The following is a 20,817-nucleotide window of genomic DNA, read 5'->3' on the forward strand; positions in this document are numbered from 1 at the left end:
CAACCACCGGAGGTGGTTCGGGGCGGTGCGGTGCGAGGGTGGTGCCATGCGCTCCGGCTCCGCCAGCCTCGTCGACGAGCACCTCCAGCGGCTCGACCGCGCCCTGTCCGGGCCGCGCGGGCTCAAGCGGCGGATGCTGGCCGAGGCCCGCGACGGGCTGGACGACGCGGTGCACGACCTGCGCGCGGCCGGGCAGCCGGCGGCCAGCGCGCAACGCCAGGCGATCGCCGAGTTCGGCGCTGTCGACGAGGTGGCGCCCGCGTTCCAGGCCGAGCTCGCCGCCTCGGCCGCCCGGGTGTTCGGACTGCGGGTCATCGCCGTGTTCGCCGTGTCGGCCTTCTGCAGCGACCTGATGTGGCAGGGCGCGCCCTGGTCGGGCCCGCGACCGCCGGCGGCCTACCTGCTGCTGTCCGACAGCGTCGACTGGCTCGCGCGGGTCGCGGTCGGCGTCGCCCTGCTCGGCAGCCTCGCGCTGTGGTCGGCGACCCGCCGGGGCCGCGTGGTGCCGGCCCGCCTGCTGCGCGGTGCGCTGGGCGGCCTGGTCGCGGTGCTCACCCTGCTCGGCGCCGGCGCGCTGGCGTTGTTCGGCTGGTCCGCGGAGATGTGGACCGGCGCGCTCACCTGGCCACCGATGATCGTCGGCGGCGCCGCGATGGCGATCGCGGCCACCTGGATCGGCCGCTCGGCCGCGACCGGCCTGCGCGCGGCGCGAATTTAGACTGGCTCGGCGCCGCCGAGGAAGCGGCCGACGGTCGAGCTGAACTCGGTCCAGCTGGCCCGCTCACCGGCCAGCGCGCCGCGACCCGAGGCGGTCAGCTCGTACGTGCGACGCTCCCGACCGTTGACCGTGCTCCAGGTGCTGTCGACGAAACCGGCGCGCTCCAGCCTGCGCAGCGCCGGATAGACCGTGCCGGTGGGCAGGTTGAGCGAACCGCCGCTGCGGGCCTTGAGCGCCTCGATGACGGCGTAGCCGTGCAAGGGACCGCCCTCGAGCACCGAGAGCAGGAGCGCGTCGAGGTGGCCGTGCAGGGCCTGCGCCTTCATAGGTAGAAAGCCTACTCGTTAGGGCGCCGCCACGCCACGATCGCCACCCGGGGTGCGGGCGCCGGAGCGGACGGGAGCACACTAAGGTGTTCGTGCGCGAAGTCACCAACGCACGCCCGAAACACACCACTCCCGGAGGTCAGCGTGGCGCGCCAGTCCAACCGGTCCAAGGCCAAGCCGCCGTCCCAGGACGAGCCAGCGGCCGAGGTCGAGGAGACCACGGCCGGTGACGCGCCCGAGGCGCCCGAGCCCGCTGCGACCGACGAGCCGGTCGAGGCCGTCGACGAGCCGGTGGAGGCAAACGAGGCCGACGACACCGACGAAACCGATGACGATGTCGACCCCGCCGACCAGCGCACGTTCTGGGACGAGCTGCGGATCGACCCCATCGAGATCGCGCTGCCCTCGGGCACCGGCTTCACGCTGCGCGCCTACCGGCTGTCCAACGAGCTGACGCCGACCGACACCTCCGACCGCGAAGACGACGATCCCTTCGCGGCGCGGGCCCGACAGGACGAAGAGGACGAGGACGCCGACCTCTTCACCGACGAGGAGCTCGCCGAGCAGGCCGAAGCGGCCGGCCGGGAGGAGCGCCGCAAGGCCCGCTCCGGCGACGCCGACGAGGACGACGACGAAGCCGAGGACACGGCCGACGAAGCCGAGGAAGAGACCGCCGAGGCCGACACCGAGGACGAGGCGGCCGAGGAGGAAGAGGAAGAAGAGGAGGAGGCCGAAGAGGTCCCCGTCTTCCTCACCCACCGCGGCAAGCTCCTGCTGTTCCGCAGCGCCGAAGGCCTGGTCAGCTTCATCCGCTCGGGCGCACCGCACGACCTCGCCCAGGTCGACAGTTGGGCGACCCTGGCCGAGCGGGTCGAGCCGGTCAACATCGCCCCGCTCGACGAGGACTCCTACGAGCTCGACCTCGTGGTGGAGAACCTGCGTGGCGGCCACGACAGCTGGGACCCGCCGCTCATCATCGAGGCCGGCGAGGTCGCACGCGATCTGTCGTACGCGTTGCGCCTGCCCTCCGTACTCGACATGCTGTCACCTGGCAACAGCCTCGACGACCTCGACGAAGCACTACGTGGCGTGGTCAACGGCGGAATCAGCGGCTTCATGGCACGCCGACGACTCCGGAAAATCGGGGCACAAACGGCAAGTTTGGGCTGGCGCACGATTATCGGCAAGATCTCTGCCGCTGTGGACTGGCGCGACTGACCCCTAAACAGGGAACATCAGTCCTTGGCACACGCGATGTGCCCGGGGAGGAGGACGACAACGTGGCGCTCGTGCGGGTGTACTGCGGTCTCGCATCGGCGGAATCGACGGGTCGGCCGGCGGGTGCCGGCACCGGCCTGACGGCTGCTGTTGTCGACGACGCCGGGCGGTTGCTCGACGTCTGCGAGATCACCGACGACCCGGCGGGTTACGCCGAGCTTGGCGCTCTGCTCGCCGAGCGGGCCAACGGCCCAGGCTCCGCCGCGATCGCCGCCGACAGTGACGACCACGAGGTGACCTCGCTGCTCAGCGCGGCCGGTCGCCCCTTGGCCATCGCCGACGACGACGCGGTCGACGACTTCGCCGAGCGGTTCGCCGACGACGAGTCGATAGAGGAGATGGAGTCCCCCGCGGCCGAGCGTCGCGCGGTCGGGCTGGCCCGCGCGCTGCAGGCGGGTGCCATCTTCGCCGTCGGTCTCCCGGTGTCCCGTGACCTCGTTCCCTACCGGCCCATCCTGGCCGCGCACTCCGCGCTCGCCGGCGGCCGGCACTCCGCCGCGGCGACGCTGCGTGAGGTGCTCCGCGAGCTTTACCCCGCGGCCCTGCGTGCCTACTCCGACCCGGCCGAGCCGCTGACCCTCGCGGTGCTCGACGCGTTGCCCGAGCCCGGCATGGTCTCCGGCACCGCCGCCCGCGGTCGTGACCTGCCGCCGGCCGCCGAGGCGGTCGCCAAGCGGCTGACCGCCGAGGGGGTCGGCGACGCGGCCGCCGTCACCGAGGCGATCACCGCCCTGCGGGTCGCCATCGCCGAGACGCCGCGCCGCGGCACCGTCAACAAGAGCCTCGCCAGCGCCTCGGCCGACGCCGTCCGACAGGCGGTGGCCGCGGTGCGTTCGTGTGACGAGGGCTGCGCGGCGCTGGTCGCCACGCTGGCCGCCCGCACGACCCCCCTCGCCGCCGTGCCGCGCCGTCCGATGCGCCGCGCCGCCGCGAGCGAGCCGGCCGAGCCGGCCGCCGCCGCGACACCGGCCGGGCTGCACGCGCTGCCGTTGCCGCTGCCCGAGCGTGGCACCGGCCGTCGGCATCGCCCGGAGCCGGCCACCGCGACCACCACGCCGCGCGCGCTGACCACCCCGCCGGTCGCTCCCGCCCCCGTGGCGCCGCCGCCGACCGCACCGACGCCGCTGTCCACGACGGCCTCCGTGCCGTTCGCCGAGCCGGCGCAGCCGGCCGAGCCCCAGCGGGCCGCCAGCCCGTCGCGCCCGCCGAACGCACCGCGCCACCCCGCCACGCCGCGCACCGCGAGCCGTTCCGGCGACCGCACACCGACCCGCGGCGCCACCCGTTCGGCGGAGCCGCCCGCGGCCGCGCTCGACGCGCCCACACCAGCCGGTGGCACCCCGATGCCCTCGCGCAACCCCGGCCACGCCTGGTCGACCGGTTTCGACGGCACCAGCCTCTACCAGCCGACCGGCGAAACTCCGCACCTGCCGGAGCCGCCGACCCCGGCCACCCTGCAGCCGCCGGCACCCATGCCGGCCGCGCCGTCGTCCCCGGCCGCGCCGCGCCGCCGCGGCGCGCAGCCGGCCGCATCCGACGACCTGCCGGCCGCTCCGCTGTCACCGGCGGCGTCGCGCTTCCCGAGCGCGCCGCGCCTGCCGGGCACGCCGCACCTGCCGGAGACCCACCAGCCCCCGGCTCCGCACCTGCCGCCCGCGCCGCACCTGCCGGCCGCGCCCATGTCGCCGACGGCGACCCGGGTGCCGCTACCCGGTCGCCCGGTCTCGGCCGGCCCGGTCAACAAGCCGATCTCGTCGCCGCCACCGCCACCCGGCATGACGCCGATCCCGGCGCAGCGGCCGACCGTGCCGCCGGCCGAGGCCGGCGAGCCGTTCCGGGCGACGCTGACCAACGCGGCCATCAACTCGGCGCGCGCCGAGCGCAAGCGGCCCACCGTGATCCCGCCGCGGGCCAACGGCCGCCCGGCCGCCACGCCGCCTCCCCCGCCCGAGCCGCCGGTCACCGGGTTCCAGGCCACCGACCTGAGCGTTCCGGTGCCCGCACCGCGTCCTGAGCCGGGCGCGCGGGCCAACTGGCCGCTCGTCGACAACACCGCGGACGAGCGGGCCAACGGTTTCCCGGATCTCAACGACCTGCCGCCGAGCGAGCTCGACCGGCCCACCTACTCGTCCATCGGTGACGACGGACGGGTGCCGCCGCCGTGGCTGGCCGACGACATGCCGCCGGAGCCGCCGATCCTGCGGCTGGTCGAGCCGCCGCCGCTGGCCGACCGCGCGCTGCGTGACGACGGCCCGCGTGAGAACCGGTCGCGCGGTCGCGACGACCGGCGCAACCGCGACGACTACGCCGCCCGCTACGAGACGCCTCCGCTGCGCCTCGTGGAGACCCCGATGGACACCGGGAGCCACCCACAGCTCCCCGTCGGCATCAGCGCACCGCCGGTCTCCGACGACGACGGCGACGAAGGCCTGCTGATCTTCGCGGCGGCCCGGTCCGCCTGGTTCACCGGTCACCCCGACGAGAGTGAAGACCTCGCCTGGGCGTCGGTCGCCGACACCGGCTGGCGTGCGGCCGAGAAGGCCTCCTCGCCGTCCATCGGCCTCGAGACGCAGTCCGGTCTACCCAAGCGGGTCCCGCAGGCCAACCTGGTGCCCGGCTCGCCGTTGCGCGACGAGCGGCCACTGAGGATCGTGCGGGACGCCGCGAGCATAGCGGCGCACACCACCGGCTACTTCCGTGGCTGGCGCCGTGGCCAGGAGATCGGCGGCTACGCGGTCGGCGGTCGCCCGGGTCGCGAGGCGGCCGGTGGCTGGGACTTCAGCCGTGACCACGGTGGACGCGACGAAAGCCAGGAATACGAGTACCGGTCGGCACGTTCGTGACCTCCCGACAGGGACGACTGTGATTTGACTGCGGGCCTGCCGGCCCGGGAGCATACCCGCGTGGTATCTGGCGACGGGCGTCGCCGGTCTGTTGAAAGGCGGCACCAGATGGCGAAGCCGGCGATCGGCCGGACCCAGCTGACCCGGCGAGGGCTCCTCGTCGCGACCGCTGGGACCCTCTTCACCGCCGCCTGTGGCTCCGACGACACCAACAGCCCCGGCCCCACCACCCGAGGCTCCGAAGAGCTCATTATCGGCGCCAGCCTCGAGCTGACGGGGCCTGGCGCGGCACATGGCGTGCTGCAGGAGCGGGCGCTGCGGATCACCGTCGACACGCTCAACGAAGAGGGCGTGCCGGTCGGCAACCTGCGCCGCAAGATCAAGATGATCTACCGCGACAACGGCAGCCGCCCCGAGACCGCCGCGCAGCACGCGACCGAGTTCATCCAGAAGGAGAACGTCCACGCGATGCTCGGCGGCGTGCTGGCCGAGACCTCGCTCGCGATGCTGACGGTGGCCCAGACCGAGCAGGTGCCGTTCATCTCCCTCGCGTCGGCCAGCAACATCGTCACGCCGCTGACCGCGCGCACCTACATCTACAGGCTGCAGCCCAACGCCGAAGACATCGCCCGGATGATGCGCGACCTGCTCGCCGACCGCGACCTGGGCACCGTCGGCGTGGCCTATTCCGGCGGTGCGTACGGCAAGGGCGGCGTCGCGGCTCTGCGCGCTGCGCTCGGCAGCTCCATCAAGGTCGAGTCGGTGCTTCCGACCACTGGCACCTCCGTCGACGAGGCCATTGCGAAGGTGGTCGAGAAGAACCCGGCGGCCGTCATCATCTGGGCACAGGCACCCGACTCCGGCGCAGCCATGGCGGCCCTCCGCGCGGCGAGCTACGGCGGGCAGATCATCTTCGACCCGGGCGGCGTCGCCGACGACACGTTCTCCAGCCAGGACAGGCAGAGGCAGGCCGAGAAGGCGCTGGCCGTGCACCCCGCGTCGCTGGCCGGCACCTCGCTGACCGACACGACGATGGCCGACCTCGACCGGCGTGACTTCATCTACCGCTACATCCAGAAGCACGGCGCGTTCCGCGGCTTCGCGCCCTACAGCTCCGACGCGGTGCGGCTGCTCGCCAACGCGGCCCGCCTGGGCCGCAGTGTCGACCGCGGCCGCATCCGGGTCTACCTGGAGAACCTCATCACCGAGGGCATCGCCGGCTCCTACGAGTTCCAGCCGATCAAGCACGGCGGCATGACCGCCGACTCACTGGCCATCTTCCAGGCCACCAACGGCGCCTGGATCCGCGTCAGCTGACCCACCCCACGTCCACGAGAAAGCCCCACCGCCGAGGCGGTGGGGCTTTCTGCTGCTGTGGGTGAGGTGCCGCGGGGGTGGCCCGGTCAGGCCGGGGCCACCGCGCGCGAGCGGCGCATGCTGAGCACGTACTCGACCAGGCTGATCAGAACGTGCTTGGTCGACTCGCGGTTGCGGGCGTCGCAGGCCACGACCGGAACGTCGCTGGAGATCGCGAGCGCGTCGCGAACGTCCTGCGGGTCGTGGTACTGCACCCCGTCGAAGCAGTTTATGGCCACCAGGTACGGAAGCCGGCGATGCTCGAAGAAGTCGATCGCCGCGAAGCAGTCGGCTAGTCGGCGTGTGTCGACCAGCACGATCGCCCCGATCGCACCTCGCACCAGCTCGTCCCACATGAACCAGAACCGCGTCTGGCCAGGTGTGCCGAACAGATAGAGGATCAGGTCACGGTCGATCGTGATCCGGCCGAAGTCCATGGCGACGGTCGTCGTCGTCTTGCCCGGCACCTGCCGGGTGCCGTCGACGCCGACGCCGGCCGAGGTCATGATCGCCTCGGTGGTCAGCGGCGTGATCTCCGACACCGACCCGACCAGCGTGGTCTTGCCGACGCCGAACCCGCCGGCGATGACAATCTTCGCCGACGTCACACGGCCAGCGCTCGGGCGGTGCGTCACGTCAGAGCCTGCGAAGTCCACTCAGCACCCTCTCCAGCAGTTCAGTGCCCACCGCATCGTTCGTGTCTTCCAGTGAGGTCGGTTCGTAGACCGCGACGAGCCCGTCGGCGGCCATGTCGGCGATCAGGACCCGGGCAACACCCAGCGGGAGCTGCATCCGGGCCGCGATCTCCGCGAGCGACTGCAACCGGCCGTCGCACAACGCGGCGATGTATTGGTGCTCGCGGCCTCCCCCACCCTTGGTGGAGTTGGCGGTTCGACCGCGGACCGTTGTTTCGACGAGTGCCTCGAGCGCGATCTCGAGCCGCGGCCTCGTGCGACCGCGGGTGACGGCGTACGGCCGTACCAACGCGCCGGTTGGCTCGTCCCGGTCGGTCATCGCCACTCACCCCCTTCGCATCGTGCCGCGGGCCCGATCGATCGGGTCCCGTCGTGTGTGTGTTGTTGTCGTACGCCGTTCCGTTGCCGGAACGACTAGCCGAGCATTCCAGCGGCGGTGCGGGGCGCCGGGGTCAGTGCGTCACCGACCCGGTCGACCAGCAACGCCATCTCGTAACCGACCTGGCCGACGTCGCAGCTGCGAGCGGCCAGAACCGCGAACGAGGAGCCGTCGGAGATCGACATCAGGAAGAGGAACCCGTTGTCCATCTCGACCACGTTCTGCAGCACCGCGCCACCCTCGAAGCAGCGCGCCGCGCCCTGGGTCAAGCTGACCAGGCCGGACGAGATCGCGGCCAGCTGGTCGGCCCGGTCGCGCGGGAGGTCCCGCGACGAGGCGAGGAGCAGACCATCCGCGGAAACCGCGATCGCGTGTGCGACGCCCGGCACGCGATCGGCGAAGTTGGCGAGCAGCCACCCGAGATCTTGCGTGGTTGTCATCGTTCGTGCTCCTTCTGACCGCTCCCGGCACCCGGACCGTGGCCAGCTTGGGAGGGCTGCCCGGCCGGAGTCGTATCCGAAGTTTCGTCCTTGGGCTGGGTGCGACCGCGCTGCACACCTCGGTGGTATGCCGAGAGCAGCCCGCGGACAGCTTCCGGTGTGCGCTGCTTGACCGAGGTGGCCGACTTGTCGACCCCGCCCGGCACGAGCTGCGCCATCGGAACCCGCTTGGGCAGGCCGGCCGTCGTGGTTTCGTTCACTTCCATCTCCGAGATGGCGGAAGCTGCCCGCCATCCGTCGTCGGCAGCTGTCTGCCACGACTCCTGCGGCTCGGGCCGACGTGCGGCGGCGCCGTTGCCATTGCCGTTGTCGGAGGCACCGTTGAACCGCGGCTGCTGCGGCGGCGGCCCGCTGGGCACCGCCTGCGGACGGGTCGGCAGGCCGCTGCCCGCCGCACCATCCGCCGGGCTGGTCCCGGCTGGTGCCACCCGCGACTGCGGCGAGCTGGTGAGCCGCTGGGTGGCCTCGACGGTGGCGAACTGCTGCGTCGGTGCCGCGGTCGCTCCGCTGCCCATCCGGGCGTCGGCCGGCGCCGGCGCCGCGCTGGCTGCGGGGGCAGCGTCAGCGGCGCTCGGAGTCGACGTGAGCGAGCTCTCCTCGGCGGCGGCCCGGCGCGTGCGGAACCACGCCGACTCCAACTCGCGGAAGATCGGCAGTTCCATCGTCTCGTCGGCGAACCGGGCCTTGTTGGCGGCCGGGATGATCGGCGGGACGGCGGGCTGCTGCGGTGCGGTCGGCGGCGTCGGTGCCGCTGCCGGGCGCTCGACCCGGGGCAGCTCGCGGGTCATGTCGACGGACCCGAGGTGGTCGACGGACGGCTGCGGCTCGGCCGCGACCGGCGGCCACGCCGGCGGCGCCTGACCACCCGCCGGGGTGCCCGCGAAACCACCGTTGCCAGCGAACGCGGTCGGCTGCGGCACCGCCGCGGGCGGCGGAACGGCCGCCGGCGGCTGGCTGAAGCTCGGGTTCTCCGGCTGATCGGTCGGACGCCCGGGCAGGCCGCTGGACCGGCCCGGAACGACCGGGCTGTCCGGCATGGCGATCGGCGGACCGGCCGGCGCGCTCGGCGGCAGCGTCGGGCCACCCTGCTCCCACGGCTCGGGCTGGCGCGGCGCGGCCGCGGACCCGGGCGACGACGGGGGCACGGAGATGACCGGCGGCACCGAGATCATCGGCGGAGCCGAGAACACGGGAGACGTGCCGTTGTCGCGCGGCGTCTGGCGCGGGATCGCGGGCGAGACCTCGCCCTCCATCGCCCAGCCCTCGGACTGCCGGCGGTTCGGCAGCGACTCGTCACGCGGGCCGCCGAACGGGTCGCTGGGACGACCGCCCTGCGGACCGGCGCCGGTGAGGTCGGACCAGGCCGGCATCGCGCCGGGGCGACCGTTGCCGTTGCCGTTGGCGCCGTTGAAGCCGTTGGACGGCGCGTCGCCAGGGCGGCCACCGAACGCGCTGGCGAGCCCGCCACTCGCGCCGGCGAGCTCCCGGTCGGAGCGCGTCATCGGCCCGCTCTCCAGCGCCAGCGGCGCCGGGAACGGCGACCGGGACTGCTGCTGCGGCTGCGCCGACTGCTGCACCGGCAGCTCGTAGGCGCCCGACGTGCGGCCGCCCAGGCCCCGGGGCACGAGCACCGAGGTGGGCAGTGCGACGTCGGCGACGGTGCCGCGGTCGGAGGCGGGACGCAGCTCGACCTTGACGCCGTGCCGCGCGGCCAGGCGCGCGACCACGACCAGGCCCATCATCCGGGAGACCGCCACGTCCACCATCGGCGGTGTGGCTAGTCGCTCGTTGAGGTCGTTGAGCTGGTCGACGGTGATGCCGATGCCGCGGTCCTCGACGTAGAGCACCGCGTGCTCGCCGATCCGCCGGGCCTCGACCATGACGCTCGAGTCGGGCGGGGAGAACGCGGTCGCGTTGTCGAACAGCTCGGCGACCAGGTGCACGAGGTCGTTGACCGCGTGCGCCGCGACCTCGATGTCACGGTCGATGACGCCGAACTCGATCCGGGTGTAGTGCTCGACCTCGGACTGCGCGGCGCGCAGCACGTCGATCAGGGCGGCCGGCTCGCGCTGGATACGCGTGGAGTCGGCGCCCGCCAGCACCAGGAGGTTTTCGTCGTTGCGGCGCATCCGGGTGGCCAGGTGGTCGAGCTGGAACAGCTCGGCCAGGCGGTCCGGGTCTTCCTCACCGCGCTCGAGCCGGTCCAGGTGACCGATCAGCCGGTCGACCAGGATCTGCGAACGGCGGGCCAGGTTGACGAACATCGTCGCGACGGAGGCACGCAGGGCGGCCTGCTCGGCCGCGGTGCGGACGGCTTCGAGGTGGACCGCGTTGAACGCCTCGGTCACCTGACCGAACTCGTCCTTGCTGCGGACCGGCAGCGGCTCGGCGATCTGGTTGGCCAACTGGGCCGGCGACATCTGGGTGGACAGCGCCGGGTCACGCAGCCGGGACACCGCCTGCGGCAGACCGTACTGAGCGACCGCGAGGGCACCGTGCCGCAGCTCACGCAGCGACCGCGCCATCGACCGGGCGACCAACCACGCGAACAGGATGGCCAGCAGCAGCATGGCGAGCAGCAGGCCGGTCTCGATGAGGACCTGGCGCTGCACGTCGTCACGCAAGGTGGTGGCCGTGTCGACCACGGTGTTGTCGAGGCGGCGCTCGACGCTGCGGATCAACCGGCTGTGGCCGAGCAGCGCGCTGTCCCAGGAGTCGATTTTGAACGGCGCGTCGCCGAGAGCGCCGCTCTCGGGCATGACGCCGGTGATCCAGCCCGCGAACGCGGTCGACGACCGCAGGTCGGAGCCGGCCACGGTCTGGTTGTAGCTCTCTTCCTCGGTCACCGTCGCGACCGAGATGAACGTCTCGGCGGCCTGTAGCTGGCCGGTCTGCGAGGCGATGAACTCCTTCTTGAGGTTCTGGTTCATGCCGCCGGCGCTGTAGGCCTGCAGCACGACGAGGCGCTCCTGGGAGAGGAACTCCTTCTGCCGCGCGACGGCCGCGACCGCACGCATCCGCTCGCTCAGCGACGTGTTGGCAGCCAGCTGAGCGGCGCCGTCGCGGAGGTTGAGCAGGTTGTCGACGAGGGCGTTGTAGGCCCGGGCCGCGTCCGTGAACGCGAACTTGTTGCTCGTCACCTGGCTGCGCACGCCCGGCAGGCCCTGGAGGCCGTCGTCGATCTGCGCGAGCGTGGTGGTGAAGTTGGTCGGCAGGTCGTTGAGCGAGGCGCGCTGCGTCGAGTAGCTGTTCACCACTCGGTCGACCGCCTGCTGCGAGCTCTCGAACGCCGTCTTGTATTTCTTCTTGTCGTTGTCGGTTTCGGCGCCGAGCAGCATCGCCGCCGCGGCCCGCTCGTTCTGCAGGTTCTGAACTAGATCCCCGGACGCTTCCACCACTACGGCGAGGTCACGTGCCTGGTCCGCGTTCTCCGACGTGTCGATGTGGTCGATCAGGCCGTTGGTGCCAACCACGATCGTCGCCAGGGTCGGGACGATCATGATGAGGCCGAGCTTCGACCAGATCGGCAGATCACGAAGCCGGCTGGTTGGCCGGCGGAGACGCGACATGAAGGAGTTCGCCGTCTTCGGCCGCTTGCTCACGTCACCGCCCTCCGGTTCGGCGCCGTAGGAAATTGCGCACGGGCACCGCCGATCGGCCGACCCGGGCGGGTCGGACCCCCGGCATTCCATCACGTCCGCCGGGCAAAGAGAAAGCCCACCCTGTCCGTGATCGCCGTACTGATGCGATGTTCAGTCCGTTTGTCAGCAACGCGTTCGCCCCATGTCACCCTAGGTGAGCGTCGATCTCCCACCGTCGGTACTTCTTCCGATGATCGCGCCCCGGTCCGACCACGCCGCAATGCCTCTTATAGGGGAAGGGCACGGTGGATTAGTACGAAGGGACGATGAGAAAAAGCCGTTAAGTCTGGATTGGACTTCCGAAACGCCGGAATACGCACGTGGCGAAGACGTCCCTTACGCCAATTTCGCGTACGCGGGCTTGATCACCTCATTGATGATGCTGAGCCGCTCGTCGAAGGGGATGAAGGCACTCTTCATCGCGTTGATGGTGAACCACTGCAGCTCGCTCCAGCCGTAGCCGAACGCATCGACCAGCAGGGCCATCTCGCGCGACATGGACGTGCCGCTCATCAGCCGGTTGTCGGTGTTGACAGTGACCCGGAAGCGCAGGTCGCGGAGCAACCCGATGGGGTGCTGCTCGATCGACGGCGCGGCGCCGGTCTGCACGTTGGACGACGGGCACAGCTCCAGCGGGATGCGCTTGTCGCGCACGTAAGCCGAGAGCCGGCCGAGCACCGGGTCTCCACCGGGGGTGATGTCGTCGACCAGGCGCACGCCGTGCCCCAGGCGGTCGGCGCCGCACCACTGGATCGCCTGCCAGATCGACGGCAACCCGAACGCCTCGCCGGCGTGGATGGTGAAGTGGAAGTTCTCCCGCTGGAGGTATTCGAACGCGTCGAGGTGGCGGGTGGGCGGGAAGCCCGCCTCGGCGCCGGCGATGTCGAAGCCGACCACCCCGGTGTCGCGGTAGCGAACGGCGAGCTCGGCGATCTCCTGCGACCGCGCGGCGTGCCGCATCGCGGTGAGCAGCGTGCCCACCCGGATCTGCTGGCCCTTGGCCGCCGCCTGCTCGGTGCCCGCGGCGAAACCGCCGAGCACCGCCTCGACCACCCCGTCGAGCGTCAGACCGCGCTCGAGGTGCTGTTCGGGCGCGAACCGGACCTCGGCGTAGACCACGCCGTCGGCGGCCAGGTCGAGCGCGCACTCGGCGGCGACCCGGTGCAGCGACGCCGCGGTCTGCATCACGGCGACCGTGTGGTCGAACGTCTCCAGGTAGCGTTCGAGCGACCCGGAGTCGGCCGACTCGACGAACCACCGGCCGAGCTCCCCGGGATCGGTGGTCGGCAGGGTGTGGTCGACCTCGGCGGCCAGTTCCACGATCGTCGCCGGGCGCAGCCCGCCGTCGAGGTGGTCGTGCAGCAGCGCCTTGGGGGCCTTGACGATCTCTTCCATGCCGATTGGGACCATGGAAAGACCCTAGTGGCTGAGGATGGATGAACCGCGACGTTGTGGCGTACCTACGGTGCCCGGTGTGCCGCGAGCCACTGCACGCGCACGAGCGGACGCTGCGCTGCCCCCGGGGGCACAGCTTCGACCTGGCCCGGCAGGGGTACGCGGACCTGAGCGCCGGCCGGTCGCCGCACACCGGTGACACGCCGGAGATGGTCGCCGCGCGCGACGCGTTCCTCGCCGAGGGGCACTACGCCTTCGTCTCGACCGCGCTCGCCGAGGCGGCCGCCGGGGCCGCCGGAATCGCCGTGGACGTCGGCGGAGGCACCGGGCAGCATCTGGCGACCGTCCTCGACGCGAACCCGGCCCTGCACGGTCTCGTGCTGGACGCGTCGAAGCCCGCGCTGCGCCGAGCGGCCCGGGTGCACGAGCGGGCGGGCGCGGTCCGCACCGACGCCTGGGGCCGGCTGCCGCTGGCCGACCACGACACGGCCGTGCTGCTGGACGTGTTCGCGCCCCGCAACGGCGCGGAGTTCCACCGGGTCCTGCGACCGGACGGCCGGCTGCTGGTGGTCACGCCGGAGCCGGACCATCTGGCCGAGCTCGTCACCGCGCTCGGCCTGCTGACCGTCGACCCCGCCAAGGAGGAGCGGCTCGCGGCCAGCCTGGACGCGCACTTCACGCTGGCCCGGCGACAGTCCCTGCGCGAAACCCTGCGGCTGGACCGGGACGAGGTCGCCACGGTGGTGGGCATGGGACCGAGCGCCTGGCACCGGGACGCGGCGACGATCGACCTACCCACACCGGTGGAGGTGACCGCGGCGATCAGGCTGGACGAGTGGACACCTAGGTAGAGAGGTCCACTTCTTCCCAGCCGCCCGGCGGGTCGTGGTACGGGCCGCGGAAGACCACCGCCCACTCCAGCGCCCAGCGTCGTTGCCCGATCGCGTTCGCGTCGATCACGCCGGGCAGGTCGATCCCCCGGCGCTCCGCCTCCAGATAGCTCCAGTCGAGGCAGTAGTAGAAGTCGAGCATCGCGGCCGCTTCGGCGGCGTCGCGGGGCGCGGCCAGGATCCGCGAACGCCATGCCCGGAATGTCTCGCCTTCCGGCAGGTGCGGCAACGCGTCCATCAAGCGCTCGTCGGTCGGCGCCGTCGGGTCCAGGTGCTTGCTCATCCCGAGCAGCCAGGCCAGCGCGAAGATCGCGTCGTGGTGCAGCACGAACGACCGGCGGTCACCGCGCTCGGCCACCACGAACTGCCATTCCGGTGGCGTGACCAGCTCGACCAGGTGCGAGGTGAGCAGCCAGCTCATCGCCGCCTGGGGCGGCATGCCGAAACAGCGAGCCAGCACGAGGTGCAGGATCGCGGTGCGCGCCTCGATGTCACCGGTGTGCCGCAGCTCGACCTCGTCGCCGGGTTCCCACACCAGCGGGAAGCCGGCCGGCGGCGTCGGCAGCCGGAGTCGGCGCAGCTCATCGACACTGGCGGCCCTGATGGGTCGTGGGTCGGGAGCAGACACGGACACGGCGTTCGTTCCTCTGGCGTCGGTGATCCCCCTGGCCAGCGAGGATAGCCGTTTCAGGCGCCCAGCGGAATGTCAGGCGAGACGATCGATCACCAGTGCCGTCGGCACCGGCGGCTCGGCCGAGATCGACACCGCTTCGGCGGCGGCGGAAAGCGCCGCTTCGAACCGGTTCGGATCGTCCGTACGCAGCTCGTAGAGCGGCTCACCCGCGCGCACCGGGTCGCCCGGCTTGCGGTGCAGCACCACTCCCGCCGCGGCGGAGACCGGGTCCTCCTTGCGCGCCCGGCCGGCTCCGAGCCGCCAGGCCGCGATGCCGATCGCGTACGCGTCGACGGCCGAGACGAACCCGTCCGCCGCCGCGGTGACCGTGTGGGTCTCGCGCGCGGTCGGCAGGGCCGCGTCCGGGTCGCCGCCCTGTGCCCGGACCATCGACCGCCAGGCGTCCATCGCGCGGCCGTCGGCGAGTGCCGCCGCCGGGTCGGCGTCCGGCCGGCCCGCCGCGTCGAGCATCTCCCGGGCCAGCGCCAGGGTCAGCTCGACCACGTCCGCCGGACCGCCGCCGGCCAGCACCTCGACCGACTCCGTGACCTCGACGGCGTTGCCCACGGCCAGACCCAGCGGGGTGGACATGTCGGTGAGCAGCGCGACCGTGCGCACCCCGTGCGCGGTGCCCAGGTCGACCATCGTGCGGGCGAGCTCGCGCGCGTCGTCGAGCGACTTCATGAAGGCGCCCGAGCCGACCTTGACGTCGAGCACCAGCGCGCCGGTGCCTTCGGCGATCTTCTTGCTCATGATGGAGCTGGCGATCAGCGGGATGGCCTCGACCGTGCCGGTGACGTCGCGCAACGCGTACAGCTTGCGGTCGGCGGGTGCGAGCCCGTCGCCGGCCGCGCAGATCACCGCGCCGACGTCGCGCAGCTGCGCGATGAACTCGGCGTTGTCGAGGCGGGCCCGCCAGCCCGGGATCGACTCGAGCTTGTCGAGGGTGCCGCCGGTGTGCCCGAGACCGCGGCCGGAGAGCTGCGGCACGGCGACGCCGCAGGCGGCGACCAGCGGGGTGAGCGGCAAGGTGATCTTGTCACCGACGCCGCCGGTGCTGTGCTTGTCGGCGGTCGGGCGGTCGACCGCGGACAGGTCGAGCCGCTCGCCGCTGGCGATCATCGCGGCGGTCCACCGGGCGATCTCGGCGGGCGTCATGCCGCGCAGCAGGATCGCCATCGCGAGCGCCGACATCTGCTCGTCGGCGACCACGCCCTTGGTGTAGGCGTCGACCACCCAGTCGATCGCGGCGTCGGAGAGCACCCCACCGTCGCGCTTGGTCCGGATGACGTCGACAGCAGCAAAAGTCACTGGTCCCACCGTTTGCCGATTTCGGAAGGCGGCTCGCCCTCGCCGGCCCACCAGGTGTCGCCGGACTCGTCGACGATCACGATGCGAGCGGTGCGGGCGCGGGCCCACTCGATGCCCTCGCGGGCCGCGGACCAGGTCGGCGCCTCTTCGAGGATGCCCTTCTCCTCACCCTCGCCGGCCGACCGCTCCCAGTAGCCGGTCCAGACCAGCGCGCCGCCGGCGCTGTCGGTGTGCACGAAGACGGTGCCCCGGCCGCGCCAGCGGGCCAGCCGCTCGGGGACCTCGGGAATCGCGCCGCGGCCCCGGTCGAGGTTGGCCGGGCCGAACGCGTGCGGCAGCAGGTCGCCGACCCGCAGGGGCTCGGGCAGCGCCTCGACCAGGCAGTCCGGGCCGCCGTGCTCGAACAGGAGCTGGCGGCAGCGACCGCAGGGCATCAGGGGCTGGCCCGCGCCGTCGACGCAGGAGACCGCGACCAGCCGGCCGCCACCGGAGGCGTGCAGGGCCGAGACCATGCCGCACTCGGCGCACAGGGTCACCCCGTAGGACGCGTTCTCCACGTTGCAGCCGACCACGACCCGGCCGTCGTCGACGAGGCCCGCGACACCGACCGGGAAGTCCGAGTACGGCGCGTACGCGTTGCCCATCACCTCGACGGCAGCGGCTCGCAGCGCCACCCAGTCGATCTCCATGAGCAGACCCTAACCCTTGATGTACGGCGTCCCGTCCGCGGCGGGCGCGCGCACCCGGCCGACGAGACCGGCGACCGCGACGATCGTGGCGATGTACGGCAGCATGTTGAGGAAGCCGCTCGGGATCGGGCTGTTGATCGAGCCGAGGCTGACCGCCAGCGCGCTGCAGAAGCCGAAGAACAACGCCGCCAGCATGGACCCGATCGGGCTCCACCGGCCGAAGATCAGCGCGGCCAGCGCCACGAAGCCGAGTCCGGACGTCATGTTCTTGTTGAAGTTGGTGGTGGAGAGCAGCGTGAAGTACGCGCCGCCGAAGCCGGCCACCAGACCGCCGACCAGCACGTTGCGGTAACGCAGGGCCAGCACTTTCACGCCGAGGGTGTCCGCCGCCGCCGGGTGCTCACCGACCGCCCGCGTGCGCAGGCCCCACCGGGTGTAGAAGAGCCCCACGTGGATGAGGATCACCAGCACGATGGCGCCGTACAGGAAGATGTTGCCCTTGAAGAGCGCCGGGCCGAGCAGCGGGATCTTGGACAGCCCCGGGATGTCCCACTCCGGCACGAAGGCCGGCTGGTTGTAGCGCGACTGGTCCTTGGCCATCAGCTGCTCGTAGAGGAAGCCGGTCAGGCCCAGCGCGAACACGTTGAGCACGACACCGAGCACCACCTGGTCGACCAGGAAGCGGATGGCGAGCACCGCCAGCAGCAGCGCGATGATCAGACCGCCGATGCCGGCGGCCAGGATGCCGATCCAGACGCTGCCGGCCAGGGTCGCGAACATGGCCGCGGCGAACGCGCCCATCAGGAACTGGCCCTCGATGGCCACGTTGATCACCGCGGACCGCTCGCAGAGCACACCGGCCAGGGCGCCCAGGACCAGCGGCAGAGCCAGCGTGACGGAGCTACGCGCGACGCTGCCGAGCGCGATCGTGTTGAGGCTGTCGGGCGCCTGCGAGAGCTGCCAGCAGAGGAACGAGATCAGGGTGGCGACGATGCCGAGGCCGAGCAGCCAGTTGACCCAGCGCCGGGCGGCGACCAGCATGGCGCCGCCGGCGAGCGCGGCGATGACGCCGAACACGATCGCGCCGACGCGCCCGTTCATCCCGACCGCGCTGCCGCTGATGGTCTCGGCCAGCGTGAACTCGGCACTCTGCGCGGACGCGAGGGCGCCGAACAGCACCGCGGCCACCAGGCCCACGGCAACCAGGCCCACGCCGATCTTGCGTTGCCGGCTCCACCACTGGGTCGGTTCCGCGACCACCTGGGCCGCGTCGACGGTGCTGGCCGTCACGGTCTCACCATCCCTTGGACATGCCGGTGCCGAGCCCGCTGACCTTGGCCGGCTTGAGCCGGAACACGGTCTTCACCAGCGCGGGCGCGGCCACGAAGATCACTATCAGCGCCTGGATCACGCCGACCAGCTCGAGCGAGATCCCGGAGAACGACTGCATGCGGTTGCCGCCGGCCTGCAGCGCGCCGAAGAGCAGCGCCGCGAAGAACACGCCCCACGGCTTGGCCCGGCCGAGCAGGCCGACCAGCAGCCCGTCGAAGCCGACGCTGCCGATCACCGCGCCGGTCAGACTGACCGCGGTGCCCATCACGATGGTCGCGCCACCGAGCCCGGCCAGCGCGCCGGCGGCGGTCATCACCAGCACGTACGTCGAGCCGACGCCGATGCCGGCGGTGCGCGACGCCTCGGGGTTGAGCCCGACCGCGCGCAGTTCGAAGCCGAACGTCGAGCGGCGCAGCATCCAGGCGACCGCAGCGACCACCAGGATGGCGACCACGATGCCGAGGTTGACCCGCAGGCTGGGGCCGAGGAAGCCGAGCAGGTGGGTCAGCTGGGCCGAGCCGTCGACCGGCTTGCTGATCGCGTCGCTGCGCTCCGGGTCCTGGATGCCCTTCTGGACGATCAGCCAGCCCAGGAAGAACAGCGCGACGTAGTTGAGCATGATGGTCGTGATGACCTCGTGCGCGCCGGTGCGGGCCTTGAGGAAGCCGGGCACGAAGCCCCAGGCGCCGCCGACCGCGGCACCGAAGATCAGCGCGACGACCAGGTGGATGCCCACCGGCAGCGGCAGCAGGAAGCCGGCGAGCGCGGCGCCGACGGCACCCATGATCGCCTGACCCTGCACGCCGATGTTGAACAGGCCGCCGCGGAACGCCAGCGCGAACGCGAGACCGGTCAGCGCCAGCGGCGCCGCGTAGGTCAGCGTCTCCGAGATCGGGAAGAACACCCGCTCCCATTTGCCCGTGCCGTTGGCCGCGGCCTGCACCGCTGCCGGGTCGACGATCGAGCCCTTGAACAGCTGCGCGTACGCGTCGCTGACCTTGTCCCACGAGAGGCTGAAGAAGTCGGACGGCCGGCTGAAGAAGTAAGAGGTGGTGGCCCGGACGCTCTCGTCGGAGATCGCGATCAGGATGCCGCCGATGACCAGCGCCAGCAGCACGGCGAGGACCGTCACGGTGAACGTGTTCGCGGTCCACAGCGTGCTCAGGTAGCGACCGGCGAACGTCTTGGGCGGCGGTAGCTGGTCGGCACCGGCGGCGGCGAGATCCTCCGCGGTCGCCGTCGTCTGCTCAGTCATCGGGGTGCCCGTCCTTCGCGGTGCCGGCGCTTTCCGTCGTGACGCCGGCCATCAGCAGACCGATCTCCTCGCGCGGGGTGTCCGGCGACACCACGGCGATCACCCGCCCCCGGTACATCACGGCGATCCGGTCGGCGAGCGCCAGCACCTCGTCGAGCTCGCTGGAGACCAGCAGCACCGCCGTGCCCTCCGTGCGCTCGTGGACGATCTGGCGGTGGATGAACTCGATCGAACCGACGTCGACGCCGCGGGTCGGCTGGGCGGCGATGAACAGCTTGAGCGGCCGGGAGAACTCCCGGGCCACGATCACCTTCTGCTGGTTGCCGCCGGAGAGCGTGCCGACGGCGGCGTTGCCGGCCGCGTCGGTGCGCACGTCGAACTCCGCGATCCGGGCGCGGGAGTTCTCGGCGATCGCGTCCGGGCGGGTCACCCAGCGGGTGCCGAAGGGCTCGGTGTTGTAGATGTCGAGGACCAGGTTCTCCGCGACGGTGAAGTCCTTGACCAGGCCGTCGACGCTGCGGTCCTCGGGCACGTAGCCGACGCCGGCGCGGAGGATGTCGCGGGTCGACAGGCCCAGCGTGGGGCGGCCGTCGAGCCTGGTGCTGCCGGCGACCACCGGGCGCAGGCCCATGATCGCCTCGACCAGCTCGGTCTGGCCGTTGCCCTGCACGCCCGCGATGCCGAGCACCTCACCGGCGTGCACGGTCAGGTCGACGCCGTCGACCGCGCGGTGACCCCGGTCGTCGTTGACGGCGACTCCGGCGAGCTCCAGCACGGGCGCGCCGGGCTCGGCGGCGCCCTTCTCGACCCGCAGCAGCACGGAGCGGCCGACCATCAGCGAGGCGAGCTCCTCTTCGCTGGTGTCGGGGGCCGCGGTGCCGACGGTGCGGCCGCGCCGGATCACGGTGATCCGGTCGGCGATCGCCTGGACCTCTTTGAGCTTGTGCGTGATGAACACGATCGACTTGCCGGCGGCCTTGAGCGTCCGCATGATCTCGAGCAGGTCCGCGGTCTCCTGCGGCGTCAGCACGGCGGTCGGCTCGTCGAGGATCAGCAGGTCGACGTCGCGGGTCAGCGCCTTGACGATCTCGACCCGCTGCTGCACGCCGACCGCGAGGTCCTCGACCGTCCGGTCGGGGTCGACCTCGAGGCGGTAGCGGTCGGACACCTCGCGGACCAGCTTGCGGGCGCGCCGGCGGTCGAGGAACCCGACCGGGCCGCCGGTGGTCTGCTCGGCGCCGAGCATCACGTTCTCCGCGACGGTGAACACCGGCACGAGCATGAAGTGCTGGTGCACCATGCCGATGCCGGCCGCGATCGCGTCGCGCGGACCGCGGATCCGCACCGGCTTGTCGTCGACCAGGATCTCGCCCTCGTCGGGCTGGAGCAGCCCGTAGAGGACGTTCATCAGGGTCGACTTGCCGGCGCCGTTCTCGCCGAGCAGGGCATGGATCTCGCCGGGCTCGACGGTCAGGGATATGTCGTCGTTGGCCACGAGGTCGCCGAAGCGCTTGGTGATGCCGCGCAGTTCGAGTC

The 20,817-nt window shown here is 72.0% G+C and carries 17 protein-coding genes; 5 read left to right on the forward strand and 12 right to left on the reverse strand.

The window, feature by feature from the left end; all coding sequences use genetic code 11:
• Positions 1 to 46 precede the first annotated feature (46 nt).
• Positions 47 to 718: a permease prefix domain 1-containing protein gene (locus CHC05_RS10720; protein ID WP_089247297.1), complete on the forward strand. Its 672-nt coding sequence runs from the start codon at positions 47 to 49 to the stop codon at positions 716 to 718.
• Here the strand turns inward: CHC05_RS10720 and CHC05_RS10725 are convergent.
• Positions 715 to 1,044, reverse strand: coding sequence for a PadR family transcriptional regulator (locus tag CHC05_RS10725; RefSeq protein WP_089247299.1), 330 nt, complete (start codon positions 1,042 to 1,044; stop codon positions 715 to 717). The two genes, CHC05_RS10720 and CHC05_RS10725, sit on opposite strands and share 4 nt — an antisense overlap.
• Positions 1,045 to 1,188: 144 nt before the next feature.
• On the opposite strand from CHC05_RS10725, the gene CHC05_RS10730 reads away from it, so the two are divergent.
• The 3 genes from CHC05_RS10730 to CHC05_RS10740 all read left to right on the forward strand — a co-directional run bounded on the left by CHC05_RS10730 (position 1,189) and on the right by CHC05_RS10740 (position 6,482).
• Positions 1,189 to 2,262, forward strand: coding sequence for a DNA primase (locus CHC05_RS10730; protein WP_089247301.1), 1,074 nt, complete (start codon positions 1,189 to 1,191; stop codon positions 2,260 to 2,262).
• A gap of 62 nt (positions 2,263 to 2,324) precedes the next feature.
• On the forward strand, positions 2,325 to 5,165 hold the full coding sequence (locus tag CHC05_RS10735) for a transposase (protein ID WP_245870760.1): 2,841 nt from the start codon (positions 2,325 to 2,327) through the stop codon (positions 5,163 to 5,165).
• A 108-nt stretch (positions 5,166 to 5,273) separates the two neighbouring features.
• Positions 5,274 to 6,482, forward strand: a complete 1,209-nt coding sequence (locus CHC05_RS10740) for an ABC transporter substrate-binding protein (RefSeq protein WP_089247303.1) — start codon at positions 5,274 to 5,276, stop codon at positions 6,480 to 6,482.
• A gap of 86 nt (positions 6,483 to 6,568) precedes the next feature.
• On the opposite strand, the gene CHC05_RS10745 is transcribed toward CHC05_RS10740, so the two are convergent.
• From CHC05_RS10745 to CHC05_RS10765, 5 genes are all read right to left on the reverse strand, one after another.
• Positions 6,569 to 7,177, reverse strand: coding sequence for a GTP-binding protein (locus CHC05_RS10745; RefSeq protein ID WP_179266120.1), 609 nt, complete (start codon positions 7,175 to 7,177; stop codon positions 6,569 to 6,571).
• On the reverse strand, positions 7,158 to 7,535 hold the full coding sequence (locus CHC05_RS10750) for a DUF742 domain-containing protein (protein ID WP_089247557.1): 378 nt from the start codon (positions 7,533 to 7,535) through the stop codon (positions 7,158 to 7,160). The genes CHC05_RS10745 and CHC05_RS10750 overlap by 20 nt, the downstream gene beginning before the upstream one ends.
• A 95-nt stretch (positions 7,536 to 7,630) precedes the next feature.
• Entirely contained in the window at positions 7,631 to 8,035 is a 405-nt protein-coding gene (locus tag CHC05_RS10755) for a roadblock/LC7 domain-containing protein (protein ID WP_089247307.1), read from the reverse strand.
• A complete protein-coding gene (locus tag CHC05_RS10760) occupies positions 8,032 to 11,697 on the reverse strand; it encodes a sensor histidine kinase (protein WP_089247309.1) in 3,666 nt (1,221 codons plus the stop codon). The genes CHC05_RS10755 and CHC05_RS10760 overlap by 4 nt, the downstream gene beginning before the upstream one ends.
• Before the next feature lie 375 nt (positions 11,698 to 12,072).
• Positions 12,073 to 13,146 carry an adenosine deaminase gene (locus CHC05_RS10765; protein ID WP_089247311.1) on the reverse strand — a complete coding sequence of 358 codons (1,074 nt, stop codon included), beginning with the start codon at positions 13,144 to 13,146 and terminating at the stop codon, positions 12,073 to 12,075.
• A gap of 26 nt (positions 13,147 to 13,172) precedes the next feature.
• On the opposite strand from CHC05_RS10765, the gene CHC05_RS10770 reads away from it, so the two are divergent.
• The gene (locus CHC05_RS10770; protein ID WP_089247313.1) at positions 13,173 to 13,982 is read left to right on the forward strand and encodes a putative RNA methyltransferase; all 810 of its coding nucleotides are present in this window, start codon (positions 13,173 to 13,175) and stop codon (positions 13,980 to 13,982) included.
• Here the strand turns inward: CHC05_RS10770 and CHC05_RS10775 are convergent.
• The 6 genes from CHC05_RS10775 to CHC05_RS10800 form a co-directional block, all read right to left on the reverse strand.
• Entirely contained in the window at positions 13,975 to 14,655 is a 681-nt protein-coding gene (locus tag CHC05_RS10775; protein WP_089247315.1) for a DUF4272 domain-containing protein, read from the reverse strand. The genes CHC05_RS10770 and CHC05_RS10775 overlap by 8 nt on opposite strands.
• 72 nt (positions 14,656 to 14,727) lie before the next feature.
• A complete protein-coding gene (locus CHC05_RS10780) occupies positions 14,728 to 16,005 on the reverse strand; it encodes a thymidine phosphorylase (protein ID WP_089247317.1) in 1,278 nt (425 codons plus the stop codon).
• Positions 16,002 to 16,694: a cytidine deaminase gene (locus CHC05_RS10785; protein WP_089247319.1), complete on the reverse strand. Its 693-nt coding sequence runs from the start codon at positions 16,692 to 16,694 to the stop codon at positions 16,002 to 16,004. Before CHC05_RS10785 ends, CHC05_RS10780 begins: the two co-directional genes overlap by 4 nt.
• 9 nt (positions 16,695 to 16,703) lie before the next feature.
• Positions 16,704 to 17,984 (reverse strand): ABC transporter permease, encoded by a 1,281-nt coding sequence (locus tag CHC05_RS10790; RefSeq protein ID WP_089247321.1) that lies wholly within the window; start codon positions 17,982 to 17,984, stop codon positions 16,704 to 16,706.
• Between the two features lie 4 nt (positions 17,985 to 17,988).
• Entirely contained in the window at positions 17,989 to 19,281 is a 1,293-nt protein-coding gene (locus tag CHC05_RS10795; protein WP_089247323.1) for an ABC transporter permease, read from the reverse strand.
• On the reverse strand, positions 19,274 to 20,776 hold the full coding sequence (locus CHC05_RS10800) for an ABC transporter ATP-binding protein (protein WP_342745628.1): 1,503 nt from the start codon (positions 20,774 to 20,776) through the stop codon (positions 19,274 to 19,276). The genes CHC05_RS10795 and CHC05_RS10800 overlap by 8 nt, the downstream gene beginning before the upstream one ends.
• Positions 20,777 to 20,817: the final 41 nt, after the last annotated feature.

This window comes from Asanoa hainanensis, from assembly GCF_900188485.1.
Lineage (GTDB): Bacteria > Actinomycetota > Actinomycetes > Mycobacteriales > Micromonosporaceae > Asanoa > Asanoa hainanensis.

Coding starts and splice junctions, on each gene's coding strand:
- CHC05_RS10720 (WP_089247297.1), top strand. CDS start 47: ATGCGCTCCGGCTCCGCCAGCCTCGTCGACGAGCACCTCCAGCGGCTC.
- CHC05_RS10725 (WP_089247299.1), bottom strand. CDS start 1,044: ATGAAGGCGCAGGCCCTGCACGGCCACCTCGACGCGCTCCTGCTCTCG.
- CHC05_RS10740 (WP_089247303.1), top strand. CDS start 5,274: ATGGCGAAGCCGGCGATCGGCCGGACCCAGCTGACCCGGCGAGGGCTC.
- CHC05_RS10750 (WP_089247557.1), bottom strand. CDS start 7,535: ATGACCGACCGGGACGAGCCAACCGGCGCGTTGGTACGGCCGTACGCC.
- CHC05_RS10755 (WP_089247307.1), bottom strand. CDS start 8,035: ATGACAACCACGCAAGATCTCGGGTGGCTGCTCGCCAACTTCGCCGAT.
- CHC05_RS10765 (WP_089247311.1), bottom strand. CDS start 13,146: ATGGTCCCAATCGGCATGGAAGAGATCGTCAAGGCCCCCAAGGCGCTG.
- CHC05_RS10770 (WP_089247313.1), top strand. CDS start 13,173: ATGAACCGCGACGTTGTGGCGTACCTACGGTGCCCGGTGTGCCGCGAG.
- CHC05_RS10785 (WP_089247319.1), bottom strand. CDS start 16,694: ATGGAGATCGACTGGGTGGCGCTGCGAGCCGCTGCCGTCGAGGTGATG.
- CHC05_RS10795 (WP_089247323.1), bottom strand. CDS start 19,281: ATGACTGAGCAGACGACGGCGACCGCGGAGGATCTCGCCGCCGCCGGT.